We start from the raw sequence: 25,740 nt of genomic DNA on the forward strand, positions 1-25,740 counted from the left end.
CGAGCCGTCGTTATCGTGACCTTATCAAAATATAACCGCTTAATCTATTGCAATATCATTCAATGATTTCCTGATTGATCATGAGATGCCTATTGTATTGCGGCTATCTCGCCGGCAGTAAGAGCTTTGCTATAAATACGGAAGTCATCCACTCGTCCATTGAGATATGGATCGGCGTATTGGGAGCGGCCGATCCAATTTTGCGTAGTGGCACCCAGATCGGATGGTTTAATGGTCATGGCGCTATTTTGCCCTGCTACAGCACCGTCAACGTAGAGGATGCCTGTTGCGCCACTTAACGTGACGGCTACATGATGCCAACCTCCTGTTGCCAGCGCGGACCCCCCATCAATGATTTGTTCACTCGAACCATTGTTCTTGATGGCAAATCTGATTTTGCCGTTAGCTCCATTTTTCGGTGTGAGGAACATATAGGTAGCAGTTCCGGAACCAAAATCAAATATACGTGTCCAGTTACTCACGGCATCCAGATACACCCAAGCTGCAACAGTGCAAGTGGAAGCACTAGAGACAATACTAGCAGGAAGAGCAACATAGTCGTTTGTTCCGTCAAAATCCACCGCGTTGCCGCTCTTACCGGCAACCCATAATGGGCCGCCCACAAGAGTAGCGTTCCAACCACTGCCTGTGGCATCGGTTGCCGTTGTTCCGCTTGTCTCGTCAAATTTAAGCTGCGCTATAGGCAATGTTGCCATGACTTCCGTAGAATTAGCACTTTCATGACCAGGATTAACAGCGCTCACGACGTAATAATACACTGCACCGGCGGTTAGACCTGTATCCGTATAGCTGGTTCCAATTACGCCTGTGGCAATGGTTGTATACGGACCTCCGCTGGCAGAAGCGCGCTTGACGTTATAGCTGGTGGCATTAGAAGTAGCCGTCCAGTTCAAGCTGATTGTCAAACCGCTTACGACCTTGGCTGACAAACCTGTCGGTACTGTCGGTAGTGCTACTGTTTTCCCATTCATAACACTGGCAACTTCTGACAAGCTTAAAGCACGGTTATAGATTCTGAAATCATCAACCTGCCCTTTCAGATATTTATCTCCTGTCCATTCCGATTTCCCTATAAAGTTTCCGCCGGTAGTTGGGGCCAAATCGGAAGGTTTAAACGTCATACCTGTATTTCTTGCTGCCTCCATACCGTCTATATATAAGATACCCGTGTTGCCGGATAACGTAACTGCAATGTGCTTCCAGGTGTTGGCCGTTAAATTGCTGCCCTGTGTAATATTCTGTTCTGCTGAAGATCCATTCGCGGTAATCGTAAATCGGCTTCCCTTAAGAATCATCATCATGTAATCAGTTGGAGTAACGGCAGCTGCCGGACCGGCCGTAAATAAGCTAATTTGATCAGATGTATTACTGCAATTAACCCAAGCAGAAACGGTCATGCTAGTTAAATTATCTACGATATTGCCTGGCAACGCTACATAAGTCGCAGTAGTATTAGCTCCTCCAAAGTTAATGGCATTTCCGTATTTACCTGTTGTCCATGTTGCATTGCTGCCGCCATTAATAGTCCCGCTATTGCCATATCCAGATGAGTCTGCAGCTGTAGTCCCGCTTGTTTCGTCAAATTTATACCAGGTTATTAGATTAGCATCCGGCATTCCATTCGGTGTTGCTGCTGAAGCAATGACCGATATACCTGATTCTCCTAATGCATTTACTGCTGTTACTTTATAATAGTAGGTTGTATTAGCCTTTAACCCCTTGCTGCTAAAAGTTGTTCCGGTAATAGCATCCGTATTTACCTTTGTATAGATAGCGTTCACTGCGGAAGAAGTAGACACGTATACCTGATAACCGGTTGCTCCCGTTACGGCTGACCAACTTAGGTTGATCGAACTGTAGTCTGCTGTTGTTGCCGTTACTCCTGTTGGAGCCGTCGGCACGGTTCCTATCGTTTGCCCATTCATCACACTGGTAATTTCAGACGAGCTTAAAGCGCGGTTATAGATTCGGAAATCATCAACCAGCCCTTTTAAATATTTATCCCCTGTCCATTCGGATTTGCCTATAAAGTTTCCACTGGTAGTCGGCGCTAAATCGGAAGGTTTAAACGTCATGCTTGTATTTTGTGCTACTTGCACTCCGTCTATATATAGAGTGCCGGTGCTGCCGGATAACGTTACAGCAACGTGCTTCCATGTGTTGGCCGTTAAATTGCTGCCCTGTGTAATATTCTGTTCGGAAGAAGCCCCACTGGCAGTAATCGTAAATCGGCTTCCCTTAAGAATCATCATCATATAATCCGTTGGAGTTGCGGCAGCTGCCGGACCGGCCGAAAATAAGCTGATTTGATCAGAAGTATTGCTGGAGTTCACCCAGGCAGCCATTGTCATACTGGTCATATTATCTACGAGATTGCCTGGCAGCGCCACATAAGCGGCCGTGGTATTCGTTCCCGAAAAGTTAATGGCGTTGCCATATTTGCCTGTCGTCCATGTTGCATTCGTACCTCCATTGATCGTACCGCTATTCCCATATCCGGATGAGTCTGCGGCTGTAGTCCCGCTTGTTTCGTCAAATTTATACCAGATATTTAAACTGGCATCAATGATTACTTTTACTGTGGCATTATAAGTTTGTCCGTTATATGTGGCAGTAATCGTAGTTGTACCTACACTTATCCCCTTAATTATACCTGCTGGATTCACTGTTGCCATGGCCGGGTTTGATGAAGTGTAGCTAGCTTGAGATGAAAGATCCTGACTGATCCTGTCCGGATACATGACCGTTAATACCGTATTATGCGTATCATTGACCATAAGGGTATAACTGGTTGCATCCAAAGCTGGAATGCCCGTTCCTCCTGTTGATGCCGAACCAACACCTGACGTCGATCCTCCAGCTACGCCTACCTGATAATAGTAAATCGTATTCGGATCTAACCCTGTATTGCTATAAGATGCAGCTGTAATGGGCGCACTGTTAATCTTGGTATAAACTCCATCTGCTGCTGTGGATCGATAGATGTTATACCCCAGTGCTCCTGATACCCCCGTCCAGCTTAAGTTGATCGTATTCGAGCCTGCCGCCGTTGCTGTCAACCCTGTTATTCCGCCCAAAGTTTTCTGGTTGCTCAAGCCTACATTCTTTGCAGCATCAGGTGTGTACAACAAAGTAGCAAGCGGATAATCCTTTCCTGCAACTTCCGGCATTCTCGTTTCATAGGCATAGGCCAAGTATTTATATTTTTCCTGGGTCATGTCCTTTTGTTCGATATATTTATAATAGTTATATAAAACACTTAAGAAAGAATCGATCCTGCCTCTGCCATCTGCGTTGATCGTATTATAATATTGATGAGTACTATCTTGGTTTGCCCATGCAGGTGTCCATAAAACATCATAACCCAGATGATACTTTAGAACATATGTGGTACCTGCTAACAGCCGGTCATCCAAGAAATTGAATGCATTCACCGCATTGGCAGCAGATGACATCGTGCCATTTACCGGGTCAATTTTCGTGCCTTGGGCATTGATCATTTGCGCCAATGTAGACAATCCGGCGACATCGTCATAAGAATGACCCACATCGCGCCCCATTTCTACTTCCTGCACATGATAATCAGCTGGATCCAAGGCTGCTCCTGTTACTTCATTTGTTGTCATCATTCGCATCTGATACTTAATCGAACCATTTCTTCCGCCTTGATCACCTGCGGAATTAACAGTCGCTGCTTCTACGGCCTCTGCATAAAGCTGCAAGTCATTGGTAAAGATCGCTCTTGCCATCGTTCCCCCAGCCGTAAATTGATGCTGATTCATAAAAAAGGTATGAGCATTATAAGTAACCGTAAAAAGGTTCATCACATTGGTAAGATTCGTCGTATCCGTAGTCGTCCAATCCAAACTGGACGTTGGCGTATCGGCATAGCGTAAAATTTCTGCCGCTGCCCCCAGCAAATAAGTCATCGTGGCAAAACGGAAGCTCGTATGTGTAACAACATCCTGTATGGCAGAATAATCTCTGATGATCGTCATGGCATTGGAACGATACGTTTCATCGCCGGTAATATACCACATAATGGCCTGCATAAAAGCGGTTTCGGAATCCGTATTGCCACGCGTTCCTACATAATCACTAGGGTTACTGTAAAAGACACCCGTGTTAGGGTCGGTAAACCCCCAAGGTCCTTGAATATGTACAAAGATGTAATTCCCTTCGTAATAAATTCTTGGCGTTTTACTGGATCGGGAATCACTGGCAAAAGCATTAAAAGCCGTATTCCAAGGCTCATCCCCTGCTCTTACATGATCACGCATATTGTCTAAATCAGCCATCGACATGACAATGCCCGGATGGTGAATGGTTCCTGAAATCGTGTTCCCATTAGAATCCGTATAGGAAACATTGGCATCCGCATTTACTACCTGTGGTTTGTATGAAGTAATCAGCGGTGAAATAGCCGCTGTCGCTGTCTGGCTGCCAAAACCGATAACGCTCGTCATTGCCAGCATAAAACAAAGAATACTAGAAACAATCCTTTGAAAGCGATCGCAGTTCTTAAAGAGATTCATTTCATTTTCCTCCTTTTTTTTGAACACTCATAACTGTTTTTAGCCGCTGCGGTTTTACCCGCGTTTACACAGTCACATCCCCCCCCCTGCATAATATAAATATCACCTTACAGCGATCCTGTAACTATAAAAAATCCCCTCTCATGCATTAGGAAAATTTATTTCCATACGATCTGCAAAAGAGGGGTTAATGGACAAATGGCTGTTAAATTACGCAGCTTGATACGTCATTGGCAAATACCATCTTACTGTTTGGACAACAAATACTGGACATCCCGAAGCAAGTAGCCTGCGGCTTTCGCAGAGATATGCTTGCCGCTTTGCGCCTGCACTTCGTTTACAAAAGCGGACAGATTGTTATTTGCCAATTTGTTTTGCAAGCTGTTTGCGATGCCAGCGTTATCGATCCATCCGGCAGTCTTAAATCGTGTGACCAAGTCCTGCAAGGAGTGGATACTGGTCGTAGTCTGGAGCATGATCGTCTTGCTGCTCGTATTCCCTGCAAGGTCGCTTGCCGTCACGATCAGCGTGTGCGAGCCGAGAGGCAGCGTATAGAGCGGAATAGTCGCTCCTTGCTGTACGCCATACGTATCCAGCGTAACCGTCGTCTTGCTGCTGTCAATCCCGGAAATGTTATCCCTCAGCTCTATGTTCGGAGTCATATCCCCGGAATCGTTGAACGTTCCGTACACCACGCCGGATACCGTAATCGTCGGTGCAGTCGTATCCAGATTGAAGCTAATTGTTTTGGCCTCTTCCGCATTGCCGGCATTGTCCGTCGAACGGTAGCTAATCGTATACTTGCTGTCCTGACTCAACGTTAACGGCGTCGTGTAGGCTAGCCAAGTGCTGCCGCCGTCCAGACTGTACTCGGTTGTGGCTGCGCCCGACAGATTGTCATAAACGCTAAGGCTAACTGTTACAGCGTGTACATACCATCCATTCTGACCATCCAGCTGAGACTGTGTAACGACAGCCGTCGTCACAGGCGGCGTCTTGTCGATCTGCAGCGCCTTCAGCGCAGCAATCACATCTGCGGTAGCCGCATCAATGATCTCCTGAGACGCATCAACCGGAACAGCATTCATTGTGTCGAGTGCTCTCTGTAGGGCTTTCCATTGATCCGCCGCATACTGCGTGCCGTTCAACGCTTTGGCTTCCGAACTCAAGACATCGATCAAGGTTCGGTCGATCGGCTTCTCGTAGAACTCGAGCTCAGCGACGTTCGAGTTCCCGCTCGGAGAATAGAAGCGCAGATAACGGAAGGCCGTCGTATTCGTGATCGCGCCTGAATTCCATGCCAACGCACTGATGCCGTTAATCGTATAAATATCGGTCCAGTTCGTTCCATCGCCCGAACCTTGAATGATCGAGCCGTTGATCCGAGACACATAATTGCTTCTCGGATAGAACCTGACGCTGCCGATGAACTTGGCATTGCCTTCACCCAAATCGACGAGAATCCAGCTTGGGTTGACCGTGGTATCGGTATTGGTGCCCGTATTGCCATCAAACGCCCGCCATCCGTTCACTGCGGCCGACCCTGCGCTGGCGTTAGGCCAGGCTACAGTGGAAGCAGCGACCATCGAAGACGTCACGTCAACTTTCGGCGCAGTGAGCGTGATTGTTGACACCAGCGCCGCTTCGGCTTGAGCGAGCTGCGCGACAAGCGCCGCTTTATCGGCACCCGGCAAAGCGAGCGCAGTTTGGATCCGGTCGAATTCCTTCTGATACCGGTAATAGCTGCCCTTGGTGAAGCCGTCCGGCTTCAACATGCCGAGTTTGACCTTAAAATCAACCGTTTGGCTGACCGTAAACAATCCGTTGCTCACTCTAAAGGTGACAAAGTTGTCGCCGTAATTCGCATGAGCCGGAGTCCATGTGAAGATACCCGTGACCGAGTCGAGCGCCGCGCCCGAAGGCAGCTTGGCAGCGCTGTAAGTCAGCGTCGCACCCGTCGGATCCGCCCCTTTCACCTGATACGTAAACGGTTGCCTTGACGTAAGCTCCACAGTTTCACCCGAGGCGATGACCGGTTGACCTTTTACGGTGAGCTTTACGGTACGGGAAGTTGCCCCTCCGTTCGCTGCAGCGGTTAAGGTTACGGTATAGACACCTCCCTGCGTTTTGTCCGGCGTCCATACGACCGTACGCTTATCCGCATCGAAAACCGCTCCTTGCGGCAGTCCGCTGGCACTGAATACAGTGCCGGCAACGGAGTTCAATTGATGAAGCTTGAAGGTGAGCTGATTACCAGCTATAACGGTTTTGTCCGCTACAGGAGCGATCGCCGGAACGCCCGGCAGATAGACCAGACCCTCGTAGGCCGCTCGTAAGCTATCGGCTGCGGCATCAACCTGAGCCTGACTTGCGCCGGTGTCGGAGGCGACAACCTGCGCTGCGGGTATTGCCTGCTGTAAAGCTTGCACACTATCAGCCGTATAAATGCCGGCATTGCCTGCTGCAGCAGCTTGATCCAGCAAGTACGTAAGCAAGCTTTTGTCAGTCCCATATCCAGTTTGGTTATACACGGCCCCAATCTCGGCATCACTTAAGACGCGATTGTACACGCGGAAATCATCGATCATGCCGTTAAACAGCGGATCGGCAAACTGGCTTTTGCCGATGTAGTTCAAGCTAGGCTGGAAATCGCTCGGTTTGATCGTGACACCGCTCGCCGTTGCCTTCAGCGCGCCACCCACATACAGCTTCGCCGTACCGTTCCCCAGCGTTACCGCTACATGCACCCATTGATTGGCCGGCAATTGCGCAGTTTCTACGGATTTTTCGCTGCTGCCGTTCTTGATATCGAAAAGAAGCTTATTACTGCCCGATCTCGGCGTAAGGAACATGTATTGACTGGTGTTGTTGCCAAAGTCGAAGATCCGCTGCCACTGGCTGCTTCCCTTCCAATATACCCAGGTTGAGAGGGTGATCTCGTTGTAAGCGGACATAGGATGCGAGGCCGGCAGCATAACGTAGCTATCCGTGCCGTTCAGACTGATCCCTTGCCCGACCTTTCCTGGTGCGTAAGCTGCGGTTCCAAAGACGGTTCCGTCCGTTGACGAAGAAAACCCGAACGTATTCTTTGCGTTTCCTTCGAACGAATACAGCGACGTGGTGTACGGTACCAACAAACTGCGGGCATCATAAATTTCGTTAATCAGCTCTTGCTCGGTATAATCAGGATTGCCGACGGCGTTCTTCACATATCCCAATTCTTTCTGGAACAGATAATAGCTTTGTTTCGTATAATTTTCGGCAGGCAGCGTCGCCGCTTCCGCCAACGCATCAGCGATAGTGCTTGCTTTTTTGATTACAGATTCGTGGCGCTCTCCAAAGATTCTAACTTCGGATAATTCAATCATGGTGCTTGACGGCTGAATCATTTGAATTTTCAGGTAGCGAAACTGCTGATTTTTGAGATCATCTTGTACCTCAAGTGTTTGCATATCTTCTGTAACCGTTGTCAGGCCTGGCGTTAACCGGGTCCAATTCACTCTATCATTGGATCCAAAAATGGCAGTACCGCCAATCCGTTCGGGGAAACTGGCTCTTACCTGAAGCCCGAAAGCATTGGCCGACACTTTGAAGCTAGGCCCTAAGTCCATGAAATAACTCAAATTCTGAGCTAAGTAATATCCTGCAAAACTGCCTGCATAATTATCCAGAAGGTTAGGTAATTGAGTTCCAAAGGTTGAACTAACAAACATATTGGCATAGTTCATGCTTCCGTCGCTTAACAATGGCGTCAATAATTGAAGACCTTGGGCTGCATTGTTCAAGTCCGATAATTTCTGATAGAAATCATCATCGGATGCGCTGGAGATCAGATTCATAACGTCTGCATACGCTCTTGTATAATTATCAAGGGTTGACGAAATATAACTAATATTGGCATTATACGGAGCGATTACTGCGCTTACTGCCGATTGCCTGTCATTGGTTACTACAACTGTAACATCCTTCGCTGTAACCGTGGTTCCGTCCGACGCCCCCACTACGAAGGAATAGGTTCCGGCTTGTGTCGGCTTCCACGAAAATGCGCCGGTGCTCTCATCGAACACTGCACCCTCAGGTTTATTATCAATCTGATATGTAACTACATCGGTAGCACTCGCGTCTGTTGCAGAGAAATCGTAATTGATCGTTGCCTGAGACCCGGCATAGGTAAATAAGTGTAAAGTTTTATTTCCTGCCGAAAATACCGGAGGCGTCAGCAATGTTCCTGCTTGATAATTAAGGTGGTCAATGTCAACCGTAGTGCCGGCTCCAATTACTTTGAAATACGCAAGGTCACCCAAGCCCTGGAAATCATTCATCGTATAAGTCACATATCTCCACTGCCCCTTCGTATCCGGCAGCGTCAACGTGTCGTTAATACTATAGCTCATTTCCAGTTTAGCTACCCCATTGGTCCGAATCTTGAAGCCAATCGTTTTCTGGCCGGTGCCGGAACCAACAAGCGCAATTTTGCTTCCCGCTTCCGTCGCCTTGATCTGGACGAAGGAAGTATCTCCCTCTTGCTTTGTCGTAGAATTACTGTCAAACGCCGTGTAGCGATCTTCAATTTCTCTCAATGGTTCTGTTATTGTTTTTACAAGATACTTTGTACCCTCAGCCTCAGCTGCTTTAGGTATGAAGAGCCAGAAATCTCCTCCTCCATCTACGCCATCCCAATTGTAAAACACTCGGTCAGCGAACATTTGGGTAAAGTATGGGGCTCTTTCTTCCATATTGATTCCCTTGACATACTTATAGTAATAGAACAGCTCCCACGTATTTTGAGTCAATCTTCCTCTGTATTGCTGTGATAGTTCTTTATAAATGATCGTTGGATTTCCATTGGCATCGGTATGTGCCGCCACAGGAATCCATGGAGTATCATAACCGATCATGAACTTGGCAAAATACTCGGCAGCGTCCAGGATTCGATCATTCAGAAATTCGTATGGGCTTACAGCATTCGGCGCTGTGGAAACCGTCCCCTCTACCGGATCGACTTTGGTTTCCTGGGCAAGCAATAAACGTGCTAATATTTCCATATTGGTGACGTCTCCGGCGCCGTGCGCCTGATCCCGGCCCATTTCCACTTGCTGTACTACCGGAGGATCAACAACCTCACCTGTCAAGTCATTTTTCGTCACCAATCTGAATAATTGCTTGATGGAGCCATTTTGCCCCTGGTCTACAGCGGTCTTGTTAACGGTAAACCACTCTACTCCCTCATTGTAGCGTTCTCTGTTGCCTGTGAAGATATAACCTGCCATAGCTCCAAGCAGCGGATAGAGATGCTGGTTCATAAAATAGTCATTACGATGCTGAAGCGTTTCTATGACCGGGGTAATCAGGTTCGTCGTAAAATCGGCCGTATCTTTGTTCGTCCACTGCAGTCCTTCTGTTTGATAACTGGAATATCTCAAGATTTCCGCAGCGGTAACCATACGGTTGAGAGGTATCCCCGAGTGAATATGCGCATCGGTATAATACGCGTATTGTGCAGGGTCCATTTGGGACCAAATGCGGATCATATGCATGGCATTTGCCCGATAAGTCTCATCACCGGTTACAACATACAAAATAGCTTGCGTATAAGCCTTCAAAGCATCTGCAATAAATTTCGATTCAACGCCTTGACTATTAAAAGCAACCGTGGCCGGTTTCGCCCAATCGGTGCCGCTCTGATTGCTGGACGTGATAGTCTTTGAAGCGGCAGAAGATAATAGCATTTGATTAAAATAGGTATTCCAAGGCTCCTTTTGCGCCCGTACCTCTGTCCTCACATTTTCAAGCATATCCTTGGTAAGTCCGACACCAGGATGTTTGAATCCACTTGCATCGATGACCTCATTGATCATTGGTTGATAATCCGTAATCATGGATTGAGCTGTTGTATCCGCTGCAGCTACTCTCGCAGCTAAAGGCAGGATCGTTGCCATTAAACAAATGGAAACAAGAATAGCCATCTTACGCTTAAGACTATTTCCAAATCTAAGCCTTTTCCGAAGCTTCATTATGTACTCCTCCATTTAATTAGAACACCAACGGGAAACTGAAATTCAGTTGCGTTGTGCCGACATACCACCTTTCGATGATGTAGGACCTGCAGTAGAGGAGGTTTCTCATGCCGTAAGAAATGTTCTTCATAAGCCTGATTTTGATGAAGATTTATTGAAACCGAGAGGAAGACATGAATGCCTTCCTTCCGGTTTCATGTGATTCTTCTTATTAATGGCTGGATTGATCGTTAGGCACGGTGACAGTTACCGTCCTAACCGTTTTGTTGCCCGCTTTATCAGTAGCCGTGTACGTGATGTTGTAGATATGTCCTTTTTCCGCACGCACGCTGAAAGAAGTTGCGGCTGTACCGAAATTGGCTAGAATATCGCCTTGACCACTATCCGGCTGATTGCTCGTGATGGAGGTCAACACCACAGATTCAACGCCTGAACCGTCGTCACTCGAAGTCAGAGCGGCATTGATAGGTACCATCTTATGATTCGGCGGCCAAATCGACGTTTTATCCAACTGGACAGATAATACAGGGGCTGTCTTGTCTACTTTGAACTCAATCGTTTTGAGTTGTTCTATATTGCCGGCTTCATCCGTACTGCGGTAACCCAGCTTATAAGCTCCATCACCAAAGGCAGGAATGGAACCGTTGTAATTGATCCAAGCACCGTCATTCACTTGATATTCCGTTTTCACTGCTCCTCCATATACACTAGCGTATACAGATAAGCTAACGGTAACATCCGCCCAATACCAACTATTCTTACCGTCAGGTGAAACAGGGCTTAATGTTGCGGTGGTGACAGGAGCAATCTTATAGATGTTGCTGACAATAAGGCTAGTTACATTTGATACATTACCTACAGCATCCATTCCTCTTGCATATACGGTGTCATTGTCTGAGACAACAACGGGATACGTATAGGCTGTCCACGGGCCGCTTTCGCCCACTTTGTATTCCTTCACCACCGCATCGGCCGGATAGGTGATCGTTACGGTGACACCTTGATTGGTTGGAGCTGTGGTATCTATGGCCAAGATTGCGTCAGCTGGTGCAATACGGTCGATATTGACGACCACATATTGCGTGACGTTCGAGACGTTGCCCGCAGCATCCGTACCTTTTGCATACACCGTGCTATTTTCGGAGATAACCACAGGAGCGCCGTACGCGGTCCAAACGCCGCTTTCGCCCACTTTGTACTCCTTCACCGCAGCATCGTCCGGATAGGTGACCGCTACAGTGACATCCTGGTTAGTCGGCGCTGTCATGTCGGCGGACAAAACAGCATCCACAGGCGGCATCCTGTCGATATTGTTGACGGTATAGTGGGTCACATTCGATAGATTGCCTACAATGTCCTTGCTTTGTGCATAGACGGTAACATTCTCCGATATGTTCACAGGCGAAGCATATGCTGTCCATGTACCGTTATCTCCTACTTTGTACTCCTTGACCGCCACGTTGTCCGGATAGCTGATCGTCAAGATGACATTACCATTGGTCGGATCTGTCATATCAGCTGTGAAGATTGCGTCCGAAGGTGCTGTCTTGTAAATGTTGCTGACCGTGTAGCTCGCAACGTCCGAGACATTGCCGGCAGCATCCGCACTTCTTGCATACACCGTTACGTTGTCGGAAACAGTTACAGGAGCCGTGTACACGGTCCATACGCCGTTATCGCCCACTTTGTACTCCATCACCGCCGCATCAAGCGGATAGTAGATGGTCACATGAACATCTTTGTTGGTCGGTACTGTCATATCTGCATACAAACCGGCCACAACAGGCGGAATAGTATCGGCGATGTTTACAGTGACGGTATGCTGTGGCTCCACATTGCCTGCCCAGTCCACGCTCCAATACACGATCGTATGCGTTCCCTCGGTAGTCAAGGTAACCGTATTCCCGGTTTGCTGCGCGCCGCCGTCTACTTTGAAGTAAGTTGCTGCAACACCGGAGCTTGCATCAACGGCATTAAGGCTTACCGTCGCATTATTGTTGACCGATCCCTGCGTTGCATTATCGGTTGTTACCGGAGGCGTCACGTCTGCTGCTTTCACAACCCCATGGAATCTCACTTCAGCCATATTCCCAAACCACGCGTTTCCGTTATAAATGCGGATATAACGGTATGGTACTTTGCTGGCAATCGCCAAGGTTTGCCAATCCATCGTTTTTCCCGCTGCTGCTGTGAGCGTCGTCCATGTCGTATTATCGTTGGAGCCTTGAATCACGGTACCATTAATTCTCGTATAATTGGTATCTTGTCTTGCAATCAACTCCACACTCGTCAGCGTAGCTTGATTGCCTGTCTTAAAGTCAAAGGTGATGTAACTTCCCGTTCCGGAGTTGTTGCTGCCTATACGGAAATCGGATATCGTACCTAAATTGCTGTCAAACAAACTATTCACCTGTGATAAGGTTGTTGCTGCAGATCTTCCCGAAGTGGAATCGATTAAATTGGCGATGCTGGTCACATTGCGAATCACATCCGACTCGTTAACAATGTATAGCGAAGTACCGTCACTTGTAGAAGTGGCCGGGTATCCGTCCTTTCCATTTTGCAGCTTGTAGTTAATGGCGAATTTCACTGCACCTGCTGCTGCGCTTTGATCCATGGTCGCCGTGGCCGTAAAATTGATATTGTCTGTCGTACTTACGGTTGCAGCCTGACCTTGAATTGTAACATTGGCGTTATTGATCGCTTCTTTTGCCTTGAAGATTACTTTGACCGTGTTGCCCGGAACAATCCTTTTATTAAGGCTCTGAGCCGAACTGATCGAAGCCGACTCAATTTTGTTAAAGGATTCAACCACGCCATGGAATCTTACCTCAGCCATATTCCCATACCAGGTGTTTCCATTGTAGATGCGGATGTAACGGTACGCTGTAGTATCGCTAACCGCAAAGGTTTGCCAATCCGTTGCAGAGGCCGCTGCTGTTGTGAGCGTCGTCCAAGTCGTATTGTCATTGGAGCCTTGAACCACGGTGCCCCCAATTCTCCCATAATAACCATCTTGTCTTGCAAGCAGTTCTATACTCGAAAGCGTAGTTTTGTTGCCTTCCTTAAAATCAAAGGCAATGTACGCTCCAGATCCGCTGGAACCATTGCGGAAATCAGAAATCGTACCCACGTTGCCGTCAAATAACGAATTGACGATGGACGAAGTTGTTGCTGCCGTTCTTCCCGAAGTCGGATCCAATAAAGTGGCAATACTGGCCGCATTAATCACATCGGACTCGTCAACAAGATACAGTGTGGAGTTATCTGTTGTAGTCGTGTTCGGGGATCCCTCCGTTCCATCCTGCTGTTTGTAATTAATAGCGAATTTCACAGTTCCCGCTGCTGCGCCTTGGTTCAAGGTAGCCGCTGCCGTAAAGTTGACATTGTCTGTCGTGCTGACCGTTGCAGGTTGGCCTTGAATCATGACATTGACATTATTGATCGCTTCTTTTGCTGTGAAGGCTAATTTAACTGTGTTCCCCGGAACAATCCTCTTATTAAGGCTCTGATCCGAACTAATCGAAGCCGCCTGGATTTTGTTAAAGGATTCCGTCACGCCATACAATCTCAGTTCAGCCATATTTCCATACCAGTTGTTCCCGTTGGTGATGCGGATATAACGGTAGGGTTGTGTGCTGTTGATGGTTAAGGTTTGCCAAACATCTGTCTTTCCTGCTGCGTTAGAAATGGTGGTCCAATTCGTATTATCGTTGGAGCCCTGAACCACGGTACCGCTGATTCTGGTGTAGTTACTATCTTGCCTTGAGATGACGTCGACCTTCGAAAGCGTTGCCTGGCCACCTTCCTTAAAGTCGAAGGTGATATAGGATCCGTATCCGCTGCCATTTAGCCGAAAATCCGTCACAGAGCCTAAATTGCTGTCAAACAATGCGCTTGCCGTTGCCAGCAGATCTGCCTGGTTTCTTCCACTAGAATCTATTAAGGTGGTAATATCAAACAGATTGCTGATCAGCCCTTTCTGGTCGGCAATGAACAAGGAAGAGCCGTCGGTTGTGAAAATGGCTGGTGCGGCATCCATACCTGCAGCCGTTTTGTAGTTGAGGTTAAAATTAACTGTACCTGCTGCAGCGCTGCTATCGACCACCCACGCAGCTGTCCAGTTCAAATTGTCGGCAGTAGTAACCGTTGCAGGCTGCCCTTGAATCGTTACATTCACATGATTAATCGGTTCTGTCGACTGGAAGGACAATTTCACCGTATTGCCTTCAACAATTCGGTTTTTCAAGCTCTGATCCGAGCTGATGGAAACCGACGAAAGCTTGTTTACCGCCTCATGACGTTCTCCAAAGATTCTGAATTCAGCCACTTCAAGCATGGAACTCGATGGTTGAATCATTTGCACTTTCAAGAAGCGGAACTGCTGATTTTTGAGGTCATCTTGCACCTGAAGTGTTTGCATATCTTCCGTAACCGTTGTCAGGCCGGGTGTTAAACGGGTCCAATTCTCTTTATCATTGGATCCAAACATGGCAACACCGCCGATACGTTCCGGAAAACTGGCTCTTACCTGAAGCTCGAAAGCATTGGCCGACACTTTATAGCTAGGCCCAAAATCCATGATATGACTCAAATTCTGAGCTACACAATAACATACAAAGCTATCAGGAGTATTATCCAAAAGGTTTGGTACTGCAGTGCCGAAGGTTGAAGAAACAAACATATTGGCATAATTCATACTTCCATCGTTTAATAACGGGGTCAATTGTTGAAGTCCTTCAACTGCACTATTCAAGCTCGCCATTTTCTGATAGAACACATCATCGGATGCGCTGGAGATCAAATTCATCACGTCAGTATAAGCTTGATTATAAGTATCAACTGTTGACGAAACATAACTGATATTAGCATTATACGGAGCGATAACTGCGCTCACTACCGATTGCCGGTCACTGGTTACTACCTCTTTAACGTCCTTTGTGGTAACCGTAGTTCCGTCTGACGCCCCCACTACAAAAGTATAAGTTCCGGCTTGTGTCGGATTCCAGGAGAAAGCGCCGGTGCTCTCATTAAACACAGCACCCGCAGGTTTATTATCAATCTGATAAGCGACTACATCGGTTGCACCTGTGTCTGTTGCGGAGAAATCGTAATTGATAGTGGCGGTAGACCCTACATAGGTAAATAAATGGACATCTGCATTTCCCGCCGTAAATACCGGAGGCGTCAGCAGTGTTCCAGCTTGAACATTAATGTGGTCAATATCAACCGTCGTACCGGCGCCTTTAATCGTGATATAAAGGAGATCGCCCAAGCCTTGGTAAGCATTAAACGCATAGGTCACATATCTCCACTGCCCCTTGGTATCAGGCAGCGTCAATGTATCACCGAACGCTTCCATTCTAGCTACGCCATTGGTCCGAATCCTGAATCCAATGTTTCTCGTCCCGTTGCCGGAACCAACAAGCGCAATTTTACTTCCTGCTTCCGTTGCGTTGATCCGGGCGAAGGAAGTCGTTCCCTCTTGCATGGTAGCAGAGTTGCTGTCGAGCGCCGAGTACCGGTCTTCCATTTCCCGATATGGGTCTACTATAGGCTTCACAAGGTACTTGGTGCCCTCAGCCTCGGCTGCCGGAGGGATAAAGAGCCAGAAATCTCCGCCTCCATCTACGCCGTCCCAATTGTAAATCACCCGATCAGAGAACATTTTGGTAAAATAAGGAGCCCTTTCTTCCATATTGATTCCTCTGACATACTTATAGTAGTAGAACAGCTCCCACGTATTTTGTGTCAGCCTTCCTCTATAACCGCCTGCCAGTTGTTTATAAATGATGGTTGGATTGCCGTTGGCATCGGTATGTGCCGCAGTAGGAACCCACGGTGTATCGTAACCCAACATGTAGTTGGCAAAAAACTCAGAAGCGTCCAGGATTCGGTCATTCAGAAATTCGTATGGACCAACAGCATTCGGCGCTGAGGATACCGTCCCTTCCACCGGATCTACCTTGGTTCCCTGGGAAAGCAATAAACGCGCCAAAAGTTCCATATTGGTGACGTCTCCGGCGCCGTGCGCTTGGTCCCGGCCCATTTCGACGTGCTGAACTACCGGTGGATCAACCGTCTCACCTGTCAAGTCATTTTTCGTCACCAATCTAAATAATTGCTTAATGGAGCCGTTTTGTCCCTGGTCTACAGCCGTCTTGTTAACGGTAAACCACTCTACGCCCTCATTATACCGGTCTCTGTTTCCGGTAAAGATATAACCTGCCATAGCTCCTATCAACGGATAAAGATGCTGGTTCATAAAGTAACCATTATAATGCTGTAAGGTTTCGATGACCGGCGTAATCAGATTGGTCGTAAAATTAGCCGTATCTTGATCTGTCCACGCAAGTGATGTTGTTTGATAGCTGGAATATCTCAACATTTCCGCAGCTGCAACCATACGGTTGAGCGGGATTCCCGAGTGAATATGCGCATCGGTATAATACGCATATTGCGCAGGATCCATCTGGGACCAAATACGGATAATATGCAGAGCATTGGCCCGGTAAGACTCATCACCGGTTACAACATACAAAATCGCCTGAGTATACGCTTTCAAAGCATCTGCAATAAATTTGGATTCAACGCCCTGACTATTAAAAGCATAAGTGCCCGGTTTCGTAGAGTCAGCGCCGCTCTGATTGCTGGACGTGACAGTCTTAGAAGCGGATGAAGAGGTAAGCATTGCGTTAAAATAGGTATTCCAAGGTTCTTTTTGCGCCCGTACCTCTGTCCTCATATTTTCAAGAATATCCTTGGTAAGTCCGATACCGGGATGTTTGAAACCACTCGCATCGATGGTCTCAGTAATCGTTGGTTGATAATCCGTCATCATCGAGTCCGCTGCAGCTACTCCGGCCGCAAAAGGCAGGATCGTGGCCATAAAAGTAATGGAAACAACAATAGACAAAATGCGCTTAAACATATTCCTGAAAGTAAGCCCTTTCATTTGTACTCCCCCATTCATTCAGTTATAACTTGGTGCAAACAAACTATTCCGAATCTTTATCTTTATTCACCTCCACTGAACCCCTTTTTTTACAACAATCAAAATAAGCATCTTTCAGCACTTTCACAATGAATCCTATCAAAATGTAAGCGCTCTATCCATTGTAAAATTATTCAATTTCATCAGATTTTTTTAAATCCGCCCTGCAAAATCTGTAAAAAGGGAGGATGGCAGGTTCTCCATCCTCTAAAATATCCATATTGCTTCCACTCATCACTTACATTTTTGAAATCACCTTGACATTTTGAACAAAAGACCCTATGAGGATATCCTCCGAATCTAATTCCAATGGTCGGCCGTTTACAATAACATTCTCAAAGGTTACGCCGTCCACAACCCGGGTTTCATCGAACCCCTCAATACGGGACGGATTTTCGCAAATACCATTAAACACGATATCTTTAAAATATATATCCTCCACCCGGTTTCCTGGATGCGGATTATATTTCGGATTATGCACGACCCGAATGTTAATAAGCTCTCCGAGTTCAAATTGTTCGACCCGGATATTCTCGTACCTGATGTTTCGGACTGTATTATTGTCCCCAGGATTGATAGCCATACATCCCCAATAGTCGCGCTGCGGTTCGTGATGCTCCAAAATGTCGATGTTCTCAAACACGATGTTTTCTATGACATTTCCACCGTTTTCGGAATCTCCATGGGTGCCTATATTCATGGGATGGGCGACATCCGCCCAAAGGGTCGAGTTTCGAACCGTCACGTTCCGGCTGTCTCCGTCAAACTCTCCCCGGTGTCCGTATATAGCGATACAATCATCGGAAGTTCTCAGAAAGACGTCGTCGATATTAATGTGAGAACAGGACATCATGTCGATGCCGTCCGACCATCCTCGAGTACTGAACGTCTTAAGGTTGCGGATTGAGATATGTTCGGATTGTCCAATCAGTACGGTATAGTGTGGTGGATCAACCGTAATAATTCCTTCTATCGTGATGTTCTTTGAGAAGGTGATCTGAACTCCACGATAATAAGTGGTTTTTTCAAAATCCGACATATAGAGCAGCCCCCTGCCCCTTATCGTCACATCATGTACATGCTCGCACACTAACGCCCCTACAACAACGGCACCTCCAGCGATATAAACCGTTTTCCCGGAGGGAATGCGGAATTGGGGCTCCTCCAGAATATGCATACCCGGCCCGAAGAAAATCACATCGGGATCAGCCGGATCCGGAACGTTCTCTTCCAACGGGTTTGCAAAAATATGAAGATTGTGGAACCGATCCCCGTTCACTTCCAACGATAATTTACGCGGACGATCAAGCATGAAGGTCACCCGATTACCGCTATAAGTACATTCGTGCCCAGAAGATAAGGGGCGAATTATCGCTTCCTCTACCTCCCCTACATTCTTTATCACTTCAATTTCAACAGGTCCTGAGCAATCAAAATACACCATCGACGCATTCCGCACGTCATGCATATCGACCTTCACGTTATAACAAAACAACTCCTGCCATTCGCCCTGCAACGAACGGACCCGTACCTTGAAATCGGAATTACCGGTTGCTTCTACTGGCGTGGGATATGTCATCAAATTATTTTGAACCGTATTCACTCGACTTCTCCTCCAAAATCACTTTTGTTCGTAAAATAAAGGGCCGGGAAAGGCCGGAACTTAACTTGATGTTCCGCCTCCCCGGCTCAATAATGAAGCGGTATTATTGAAAGTTACTATTTCTTATTCCGCTCTGCGTACACCTTATTGACTTCGTCCGTCAATTCTTGACCGCCAGCTTTCAGCCATTGCGCCTTGAAATCGTCGAACCCTTTGTCCGTATCCGCTTCGCCGGTGACGGATTTAATCAAATATGCGTCCTGGAGCGTCTGCAGATTCGCCCCATATTTCGACTTGTTGGTCAAAACGGCCGGTCCCAAAATGTCCTTCAAAGGCTCATAACCGACATTTACCTTCGCCTTCAGGTCCAGCACTTCCTTGCTCGTGTTATATTTCGCCATGGAAGTAACTGCAGCGTTGAGCGGATTGTAGAAGCTGCCGGCGCCGGCTTTGATAGCAGCGGCCTCCGGTGTCGTCTTCGGAACAACCAAGTCGCCGTTCATATCATAGTTGACGTCCTTCTGACCGTAAACCGTCAGCAACCACAAATCCGGATTTGTTGCAACGGCATCGAGAATTTGCTCAATCTTGGCCCTTTTCGCTTCATCCTTCTCGAGCTGTGCGCCCAACAGAACAGGAGCTTGACGACCGCCGTAAGCGAAGCTCAACGATTTACCGGCCGGGCCGACAACCGGCTTACCGGCAACGACAGTCTGGCCCTTATCCGATCCGGGTTTCGTAATAAATCCGGAGTTCTTGTCGAAATTGCCCCACTTCATGTTGTCGACCATACCGATCTTTTGGTTGGCGAATTTCTCGTTGAGCTGATTGTTGTCGGTTGTAATAAACTCCGGATCGATCAGTCCGCTCTTGTACCACTTGTTCAGAAGCTTGAGCGCGGAGCGGGTTTCTTCCGTGAGCCCGCCGTACACGACTTTGCCATCAGCACCCAGCTTGAACTGATATGGCGATACGCCGTAAGCCGAGAATACGGAGGTGAACATTTGGATCGGGAGCTTGCCTCGACCCGACATGCCGTACGTATCCTTCTTGCCGTTGCCGTCCGGATCGTTATTGGCGAATTTGGTGAGCACATCCTCCAGCTCCGCGAGCGTCTTCGGAGGTTCGTTGTAGCCAATCTTCTTCAGCCAGGCATCGTTATAACCGGGAATGAAGCCAGCCTCTCCGTCCGGCCATACCTTAGGAATCCCCCAGTTCTTCCCTTTGTAGTTGCCTACCCCCCAGCTACCTACGTCAACCGATTCCAGCGATTTTATATAATTCGGCATATTCTTTTTGACTTCATCTGGGGAAATGCTGGCAATGACGCCTTGATCCGCCCACGTGGCCATATCGGTTTCGTTCGCATCGATCGGGAATATGTCAGGAACTTGTCCGGAGGCAAGCAAAACTCCGAATTTATCCTTCCATGTCGTACGTTCAAATTTGACATTCTTGATTTTTACGTTGAATTTTTGCTCCAACTGCTTCTGCACGTAGTTGTCGTCAGCTTCAGGCGCATTGAAGTTGTTCGCCCAAGTAATTTCAATCGGCTTTTCTGCTACCCCCGGTTTATTGGAAGCTGCCGGCGTTTGTTCGGCCGATTTCCCTCCACTGCATCCTGCCGCCAAAAGCGACATCGATAAGACGATAGAAGTCATACCCAACATTTTTTTATTAATCTGTTTCATTCTTTTTTGCCTCCCTTTTTGTTATACAAGTTATATTTAGACGGAACACTACAAGAGCAATCCATTTAAATCAGGTGATATATGCTAACCCTTTAGCGAGCCAACCAAGACGCCTTGGACAAAATATTTCTGAAGAAACGGATAGACGATGAGGATCGGCAACGCAGTAAACATGATGATTGCGGCCTTGAGGGTTTCCGGCGCCTGTTCCTCGATAGGCACGGCCAGCAAGTTGTCTCCCTCCGCGGTAATCACGATTCTTCTTAGCAATATCTGAAGCACAGTCTTCGATTGATCCTGAATGTACAGCATCGCATCGAACCAGGCGTTCCAATGCCCGACAGCGGACCAAAGCGCAAGGGTGGCCAATATAGGCTTGGACAAGGGTATCACGATGGTGAACAAAATTCGCAGGTCGCTTGCTCCGTCGATTTTGGCGGAGTCCTCCAACTCCTCCGGAAGGCTCATGAAGAAGTTTCGAAGAATCAGCATCGAATATGTGCTGATCAAGCCAGGGATAATCAAGGACCAACGAGAATCGATGAACCCTAGCGATTTGATCAAGAGGTAGGTGGGAATAAGCCCTCCGCCAAAAAACATCGTTACAACGATAAACATCGTGTAAAAATTGCGATGCGGAAGATGCTTCTTCGAGAGCGGGTAGGCCCCCATCGCCATAAATAGCAGCGTTAGAAACGTCCCCACTACAGAGCGAAACACCGTGTTCCCGAAAGCAATCCAAACCGAATCGGTCTTAAACACTCTCTCCCAAGCACCGAGCGATATCTCATGCGGATACCAGTGCAATCCCGGCCTTAGCGCCTCGGCGCTCGTACTAAGGGAGATGGCAAGAACGTGAAGAAACGGGTAGATCATGCATATACAAACACAAGCAAGAAATGCGATTACGAAAATTTGAAACACTTTTTCACCTAAGCTTAGTCTCACGGCCGTTCTCCTTTCTGAACCCTTGTTACGTAATTCCTTCTTGCCCCATTTTTTTCACGATATAGTTGGTCGCTAACACCAGCACTACTGCTACGACATTTTTGAAAAGACCGACTGCTGCCGTCAAACTGAACTGGAAGTTTTGCAAGCCTACGCGGTACACATACGTATCCAATACATCAGCTACGCCATATACGGCTGGAGAATATAAGGTCAGGATCTGGTCGAAGCCCGCGTCCAGAACCCCGCCAACCCGCAAGATCAATAGAATAGTAATAACCGGGAGGATGGAAGGAATCGTAATGTGCAAGGTTTGCTTCCAGCGGTTTGCTCCGTCAAGTACGGCTGCTTCGTACAACTGCAGATCCACTCCCGCCAAAGCCGCCAAATAGATGATGGTTCCCCAGCCAATTTCTTTCCAGATGGCAGATGAGACCATCGTGAACCGGAAATACGATTCGTTGCCCAAAAAATAGATCGGTTTAAACCCAAGCTCTTGGATGATATAATTGACAACCCCGGTGCTCGGAGACAGCAGCGTAATCAGAATCCCGCCAATGACGACCCAGGATAAAAAATGGGGCAAATACGAGATCGTTTGGGCAATCTTCTTGAATACCGAATTCCGCACTTCGTTTAACAGCAATGCCAAAATGATCGGGGCCGGAAATCCGAATACGATGTGATAAAAGCTGATCACGACCGTATTTCGCATGATTTTCCAAAAGTCGGGTGACATCGCAAATATATAATGAAAGTGCTTGAACCCAACCCAAGGGCTTCCCCATATTCCTTTCATAATGTAAAAATCTTTAAAAGCCAATTGAATGCCATACATGGGAGCGTAATGAAAAACGGCATACCAGATCAGCACAGGAGCCAGCAACAGGAACAGATACTTGTTCTTTTTATATTGTCTCCAATTGTACGCCAATCTCGATTCCGTTTTTTGGCTTACTTCTTTGACAACGCTTAATTCAGAGGCGTTTGCCGGATTCATGTTTCTAGACTCCTTTCGTAGTTGAGTAATGAGGCCTCGTTTTCTTAACCCAACTTTATACGAATGAAAGCGTTTTTTCTATTGTAATATCATTCGAATTCCTATGAATTCTTTCAGATCAGATTGCATTTTCTTTAATGAATCATGGTTAAAGGGCTTCCTAACAAAAAAATCAGCCTGCATAGGCTGATTGATGAGTATTTCTACTAGCTAGATTGTTTGCACATCTGTATTTTTCGCCTGCCGATATTGAACCGGCGTGATGCCGAAGCGGGATTTAAATTTGTTATGGAAATATTGAGGGTTACGATACCCGACCAGGTTGGCGATTTCTGCAACAGATAGTCTTGTGTCTTCACACAGCAAATTTGCGGCTTTGTTTAAACGGGCCCGAGTTACATATTCGGTAAACGATTCCCTCATGACTTCACCGAACAAGGTTGATATGTAAGCTGGAGCCAGAGAGGCCACTTCTGAAAGAACATTGAGCGACAGCTCTTCGTGCAAATGTTCATCGATATACGCTTTCAATTTTAATATGACATCCGCATGCGCATGATTGCCCGATTCGCTTACATGAACGGCTATCTGCCTCGAGAGGCTGCGAATCGCGTCCATCGTGGCCGATAGTGTATCTTTTTTCAGTTCATCAAACAGATTGGAAGGAGGAACCAATTGTTGTAAATCCAACTCGATAACGACCTGATAAAGCGTGGAAACCAACTGAAGCAACGCCAACTCCACTGCTTCGAGCTGCAAGCTCTGTTCCTCCAGAATATTGGCGAATTCATCGATAAACTGACTCGCACCGTTCACATTCCCGACCTTCAATGCATTTTTATAGAGATCGAACGAAAACATGTATGGCGTCGGGTTCAATGCAGAAATCTTCGAGTGCAGAACAATCGCTTCCTGACCATAAAAAAAGCAATAGCGATAAGCTTGCTTCGCCAATTGATAGGAGAGTGGGATTTCTTCGAGCGATTGAACACAAGAACCGATCGCAGCCCCGAAACGGATCTCGTCGCTAATGACCTCTTTTACCCGAACTAAATCTGAAGCAATCAACTCATCATCGACTGTGTCGCGGGAATCAAAGAAGAAGATGATAGCTGCTTCCTTCAAGTTCAAGCAGACAATCTCATTGCGTACGGAGTGGTCTATCTGTTCATAACGCCGCTTGAACTCGTTACTATTACCTTCGATGAGCGGAATATACGCGACAAGAAAGTAGCAGTCCTGAGGCAAGTCGTCCATATTCTCCAGTCCGAGGCTGGCGCCCAAAACAAGATTTTTCATCTCGTTCGTTTTCGCCAGGGATTCCAGGGTCTCGATTTTTTGTCCCATGATATTCAGCGCGTTGCCGATGATTGCATATTCGTTCATTTGGGACTGTGCCGAATTAGGTTGATGCAGGCTGCGGATATGCTGTACAAGCCTTTTCATTGGAATATAAAATCGTTTTGAAATCATGTAGGAAATGACAAACCCTATCAAGAGCACCAAACTGCAGCTTACAAATATTTTGGTTTTGATTTGTTCAGAAGCCAGTACAAACGAATTCATCGGACGAACCATCGCATAGGTCCAACCGTTCCCCGACTTCGATTTGTCGAGGTACGACATAACAATTTTGCCGTTCTTGTCATCAGCGAGCTCCCGAACGGTCTCACCGGATCCAATTACGTTCTGAAGAAGGCGAATTTCATCCGGATTCGAATCCGTTGTTTGAACGATCACATTCCCGGCCTGATCGAATATATATAGCCTTTCTAGCGGGGAGCTCATGATTTTGGCGACAGCCTGTTTCACATATTCCAGATCGACATCAACAAACAAGTATCCTTTAGGTGTGGCGTTTGGAATGCCATACGGAAGCTTAACGACATAAGTCATCACTTGCTTCCCTTCAATAGTGCTGGAAGTTGCGTCCGGCATTATTCGGGTCAACCATCGGTTCGGAACAGTTTGCTGCAGCTGCCCGATGAAAGCGGCGTCTGTAGAGTTATCCGGCTTCATAAAAAAGGAATTATTGTCAACGACATAATTTCCCGTACGAAAATAGGCCGTCATTTTAGAAGCACCTTCAATCGCCAATTTATAATTATCGAGATCCTGGCGAAACGACGCAATGCGGCTGAGATTGCCTTCCCATCCGTTGTCCAACAAATAATTCAAATTGGAATTATTCTGAATAAAAATGGTGGATAACGCCTTATTCTGTAGATTGTCTTCGAATCTTCTAAGCAGTGTCTGTTCGACATAATCCTTTGCGGTAGCGAGTCGGTTTCGGCTGTCCTTGGCGATTTCGTCAACCATCAATCGATTGGCCTGAGAATATAGATAACCTCCAGTAAGCCCAATCAGGACGACGGCCAAAATCGTATAGGATAAGATAAGACGGGTGAAAAAGGTATCTCTGTACTTGGGCAGTACTCTCATAACAAGCCCCCTTTAACCTTATCGGATCATTCATCCGGTTCATAAGTATACGCTTTCATTATTGTAACTTATATTGTACCATGTTTGCATGATGCCTTGCACTTAGGTTTTTAAAGGGAGCACATGTAAGTCTACCTATCCGTGCAAGAAAAAGCTTGTTGGGATCCGATACTGTATTGTCAAACGAATCATTCCAGTTATTGTCAAGACCGTAAGCATATACATAATTGTCGAACGTAATCGTAGTGAAGGTATGATTGTTAAACATCGGAGCTGCTGTGTTCCATGTCCAAGTCACAATGTGATCTGTCGATTTCTCGATCGTCGCATTCGGCGCAAGAGAAACTAATACTAAAAAGCCCTACGATTTCTCGTAGGTGGTATTATCCCCTTTAAGTAGACACTCAAAAAAAACCTTATGGTATCATAAGGAAATGAGAACAACTTGGAGGGGATTTTTCTATGGCTAAAAAAGGACAAACATTTAAT

At 46.9% G+C, this 25,740-nt stretch carries 8 protein-coding genes; all 8 read right to left on the reverse strand.

Features of this window, described 5'->3' with window-relative positions:
- Positions 1–89 precede the first annotated feature (89 nt).
- The 8 genes from AC58P7_RS18810 to AC58P7_RS18845 all read right to left on the reverse strand — a co-directional run bounded on the left by AC58P7_RS18810 (position 90) and on the right by AC58P7_RS18845 (position 25,251).
- Positions 90–4,556, reverse strand: coding sequence for a LamG-like jellyroll fold domain-containing protein (locus AC58P7_RS18810; protein ID WP_497345485.1), 4,467 nt, complete (start codon positions 4,554–4,556; stop codon positions 90–92).
- A 245-nt stretch (positions 4,557–4,801) separates the two neighbouring features.
- Positions 4,802–10,570 carry a LamG-like jellyroll fold domain-containing protein gene (locus AC58P7_RS18815; protein ID WP_497345487.1) on the reverse strand — a complete coding sequence of 1,923 codons (5,769 nt, stop codon included), beginning with the start codon at positions 10,568–10,570 and terminating at the stop codon, positions 4,802–4,804.
- Between the two features lie 214 nt (positions 10,571–10,784).
- The gene (locus AC58P7_RS18820) at positions 10,785–17,504 is read right to left on the reverse strand and encodes an OmpL47-type beta-barrel domain-containing protein (RefSeq protein ID WP_497345489.1); all 6,720 of its coding nucleotides are present in this window, start codon (positions 17,502–17,504) and stop codon (positions 10,785–10,787) included.
- A 301-nt stretch (positions 17,505–17,805) separates the two neighbouring features.
- Positions 17,806–19,170 carry a glycosyl hydrolase family 28 protein gene (locus AC58P7_RS18825; RefSeq protein WP_497345491.1) on the reverse strand — a complete coding sequence of 455 codons (1,365 nt, stop codon included), beginning with the start codon at positions 19,168–19,170 and terminating at the stop codon, positions 17,806–17,808.
- A gap of 116 nt (positions 19,171–19,286) precedes the next feature.
- Positions 19,287–20,861 carry an extracellular solute-binding protein gene (locus AC58P7_RS18830; protein ID WP_497345494.1) on the reverse strand — a complete coding sequence of 525 codons (1,575 nt, stop codon included), beginning with the start codon at positions 20,859–20,861 and terminating at the stop codon, positions 19,287–19,289.
- An 84-nt stretch (positions 20,862–20,945) separates the two neighbouring features.
- The gene (locus AC58P7_RS18835) at positions 20,946–21,809 is read right to left on the reverse strand and encodes a carbohydrate ABC transporter permease (RefSeq protein ID WP_497345496.1); all 864 of its coding nucleotides are present in this window, start codon (positions 21,807–21,809) and stop codon (positions 20,946–20,948) included.
- 25 nt (positions 21,810–21,834) lie between these two features.
- On the reverse strand, positions 21,835–22,809 hold the full coding sequence (locus AC58P7_RS18840) for an ABC transporter permease (protein WP_497345497.1): 975 nt from the start codon (positions 22,807–22,809) through the stop codon (positions 21,835–21,837).
- A 210-nt stretch (positions 22,810–23,019) separates the two neighbouring features.
- A complete protein-coding gene (locus tag AC58P7_RS18845; RefSeq protein ID WP_497345499.1) occupies positions 23,020–25,251 on the reverse strand; it encodes a helix-turn-helix domain-containing protein in 2,232 nt (743 codons plus the stop codon).
- Positions 25,252–25,740: the final 489 nt, after the last annotated feature.

The organism is Paenibacillus sp. J22FR5 (genome assembly GCF_059691975.1).